The sequence below is a fragment of the Limnohabitans sp. genome (assembly GCF_044361985.1).
In the GTDB taxonomy this organism is placed as follows: Bacteria; Pseudomonadota; Gammaproteobacteria; order Burkholderiales; family Burkholderiaceae_C; genus Limnohabitans_A.
Genome location: NZ_JBIKHV010000171.1, coordinates 1 through 3210, shown reverse-complemented (window position 1 = coordinate 3210; position 3210 = coordinate 1). Strand labels below are relative to the sequence as shown.

General features: G+C 59.8%; 4 protein-coding genes. All 4 read left to right on the top strand.

Features of this window, described 5'->3' with window-relative positions; genetic code table 11:
• The first annotated feature begins 27 nt into the window (after window positions 1-27).
• The 4 genes from ACIQ3A_RS14630 to argG all read left to right on the top strand — a co-directional run bounded on the left by ACIQ3A_RS14630 (window position 28) and on the right by argG (window position 2948).
• The gene (locus ACIQ3A_RS14630) at window positions 28-372 is read left to right on the top strand and encodes an arsenate reductase (RefSeq protein ID WP_396432456.1); all 345 of its coding nucleotides are present in this window, start codon (window positions 28-30) and stop codon (window positions 370-372) included.
• A 93-nt stretch (window positions 373-465) separates the two neighbouring features.
• Window positions 466-1125: a glycine zipper 2TM domain-containing protein gene (locus ACIQ3A_RS14625; protein WP_396432455.1), complete on the top strand. Its 660-nt coding sequence runs from the start codon at window positions 466-468 to the stop codon at window positions 1123-1125.
• A gap of 133 nt (window positions 1126-1258) precedes the next feature.
• Window positions 1259-1585: a pyrimidine/purine nucleoside phosphorylase gene (locus tag ACIQ3A_RS14620; RefSeq protein ID WP_396432454.1), complete on the top strand. Its 327-nt coding sequence runs from the start codon at window positions 1259-1261 to the stop codon at window positions 1583-1585.
• Window positions 1586-1607: 22 nt separating this feature from the next.
• On the top strand, window positions 1608-2948 hold the full coding sequence (gene argG / locus ACIQ3A_RS14615; protein ID WP_396432453.1) for an argininosuccinate synthase: 1341 nt from the start codon (window positions 1608-1610) through the stop codon (window positions 2946-2948).
• Window positions 2949-3210 lie beyond the last annotated feature (262 nt).

Here is a 3210-nt window from a genome sequence, read left to right as displayed (position 1 = left end):
TGTTCACTTCACTCTTCAGCAAACCCCATGGACCCCATTGTTTACGGCATTCCCAATTGCGACACCGTCAAGAAAGCCCGGATCTGGCTGGCAGACCATGGCTTGAACGCTACCTTCCATGACTTCAAGAAACAAGGTGTCCCCGCTGCCGAACTGGACATTTGGCTGGCTGCAGTGGGCTGGGAGGCACTGCTGAACCGCAAAGGCACCACCTGGCGAAAGCTGGACGCCGCCGTGCAAGCCAGCGTGAACGACAGCGCCAGCGCTAAAAAAATCATGCAGGAACATGCCAGCAGCATTAAACGCCCAGTCATTGCCTGGCCTTCGGGCCAAGTGACGCTGGGCTTCACGCCTGGGCAATGGCCCGCATGACCGCTTCTTTACAAAACTTTACCTTCGTGACAGCACGCAGAGGACTCATACGGCCTAAACTCAAGTTGAGTTAACTACAAAAACACGAAATCCATGAAAAAATTGACAGCCTTTCTTTTGCTGGCCACAGCCGGTCTTGCACAAGCCCAGGAAGTTGGCCAGGTGATTTCACGCACAGCGGTCTACCAGCAAGTGGCTGTCCCGCGACAAACCTGCAGCCAGGCCCCAGTGGCGGTGCAAAACCCCACAACCGGTGCGGGCGCACTGATGGGGGCCATTGCAGGTGGCGTGATCGGCAACCAGATTGGCGGCGGCTCGGGCCGTGCCCTGGCGACGATGGCCGGTGTGGTGGGCGGGGCCATCGTGGGCGAAAAGGTCGAAAACCCCGGCAGCCAAGTTCAAAACCAGACCACCTGCACCACCCAAACCGTGTACGAAAACCGGCTGATTGGCTACAACGTGGTTTACGAATACGCGGGCAAGCAGTACAACGTGCAATTGCCTCAAGACCCCGGCCCCACCATTCAGCTGCAAGTGACACCCTTGGCGGCACCCCGATCCGAAGCAACGACCTTACCCAGCGTGACCCTTGCAGCTGCACCCGTGACCATGGTCACAGAATCTCGCGTGGTTTATGTGCCCTCGCCTGTCTACCGCAACTACCCACCGGTCTACACCAACGTCAACCTGGGTTGGGGCTGGGGGGGTGCTTATGGTTACAGTCCCCGCAACGGGCACGGCCACTGGCGCTGACACCCGCCCCCGCCGATCCCTGGCCGGATCGGCCGTCTGGCCTAAAATGCCGGTTTGATTGGCCACAAAGGGCGTCTCAAGACGCCCTTTTGCATTGATGCGGGAACGTCCCGCCCCCCTTGAAGCACCACCCATGACCACAAAAACCATCGACGGCGTCGCCGTCAACACCCAAGCCAACGTTTACTTCGATGGCAAATGCGTCAGCCACGGCCTGACCCTGGCCGACGGCACCAAGCTGTCTGTCGGCGTGATCTTGCCCGCCACATTGACCTTCAACACCGGCGCACCCGAGATCATGGAATGCGTGGGCGGCTCCTGCGAATACAAGCTGGCTGGCAGCAGCGAATGGCTCAAATCCAGCGCGGGTGAAGAATTCAGCATTCCCGGCAACTCGAAATTCGAGATCCGCGTTGCTGAAGGCGGCGAGCCTTACCACTACATCTGCCACTTCGGTTAAACCTTAGGCCGATCGGACCCCCATGAGTACCATCCTGCAAAACCTGCCCAAAGGGCAAAAAGTCGGCATCGCCTTTTCTGGTGGCCTGGACACCTCCGCAGCCTTGCTGTGGATGAAGCAAAAGGGCGCCCTGCCCTATGCCTACACCGCCAACCTGGGTCAGCCCGACGAAGCCGACTACAACGAAATTCCCCGCAAGGCGATGGAATACGGCGCAGAAAAAGCCCGCCTGGTCGACTGCCGTACCCAGCTGGCGCACGAAGGCATTGCCGCCATCCAGTGCAGTGCCTTCCACATTTCAACAGGCGGCATCACCTACTTCAACACCACCCCGCTGGGCCGTGCTGTCACCGGCACCATGCTGGTGGCGGCCATGAAGCAAGACGACGTCAACATCTGGGGCGATGGCAGCACCTTCAAGGGCAACGACATCGAGCGTTTTTACCGCTATGGCCTGCTGACCAACCCAAGCCTGAAGATCTACAAGCCTTGGCTGGATCAGCTGTTCATCGACGAGCTGGGTGGCCGCGCCGAAATGAGCGCCTTCATGACCGCCAACGGTTTCGGCTACAAGATGAGTGCCGAAAAGGCCTACTCCACCGACAGCAACATGCTGGGTGCCACCCACGAAGCCAAGGACTTAGAGAGCCTGGCCAGTGGCATGAAGATCGTCAACCCCATCATGGGCGTGGCATTCTGGAAGCCCGAAGTGGACGTCAAGGCCGAAGAAGTGAGCGTGCGCTTTGAAGAAGGCCAGCCCGTGGCACTGAACGGCGTGGAATATGCCGACCCGGTCGAACTGTTTCTGAAAGCCAACGAAATCGGCGGCCGCCACGGCTTGGGCATGAGCGACCAGATCGAAAACCGCATCATCGAAGCCAAGAGCCGTGGCATCTACGAAGCCCCCGGCATGGCGCTGCTGCACACCGCCTACGAGCGCTTGGTCACCGGCATCCACAACGAAGACACCATCGAGCAATACCGCATCAACGGCCTGCGCCTGGGCCGTCTGCTTTACCAGGGCCGATGGTTCGACCCACAAGCCATCATGCTGCGCGAAACCGCCCAACGCTGGGTGGCCCGCGCCATCACCGGCACCGTGACGCTGGAACTGCGCCGTGGCAATGACTACAGCATCCTGAACACCGAAAGCGCCAACCTGACTTACCAGCCAGAACGCCTGTCGATGGAAAAAGTGGAAGACGCCCCGTTCAGCCCGCTCGACCGCATCGGCCAGTTGACCATGCGCAACCTCGACATCACCGACACCCGCGCCAAACTGGGCATCTACGCCCACACCGGCCTGCTGTCGACCGGTGACGGCCCGCACATCTACAAGCTCGAAGGCAGCGGCAAGAAGTAATTTTTGTGCTGCGCCCATAAAAAACGGCCTGAGGGCCGTTTTTTGTTGTCTGTACGCTGTTGGGCTTGTGGGTGTTTTACGCCTCGGCAAGGGCGCCTGCCAGCCCGCCTCATACTCGCTTCGCTCGCCAATTAGGCCGGTCCGGCAGGCCACAGTGCCAAGGCTGCGCCGGGAGAAAACCAGAGAAGGCTTTTGACAAGCAACTTACGCCGCGCCGGGTTGGGGCCTGAGCGGATCGGCCGATTTGGCGAGCGAAGCGAGT

What these genes read in the sequence shown, in the direction of transcription:
- ACIQ3A_RS14630 (WP_396432456.1), top strand. Translation starts at nt 28, where the DNA reads ATGGACCCCATTGTTTACGGCATTCCCAATTGCGACACCGTCAAGAAA.
- ACIQ3A_RS14625 (WP_396432455.1), top strand. Translation starts at nt 466, where the DNA reads ATGAAAAAATTGACAGCCTTTCTTTTGCTGGCCACAGCCGGTCTTGCA.
- ACIQ3A_RS14620 (WP_396432454.1), top strand. Translation starts at nt 1,259, where the DNA reads ATGACCACAAAAACCATCGACGGCGTCGCCGTCAACACCCAAGCCAAC.
- argG (WP_396432453.1), top strand. Translation starts at nt 1,608, where the DNA reads ATGAGTACCATCCTGCAAAACCTGCCCAAAGGGCAAAAAGTCGGCATC.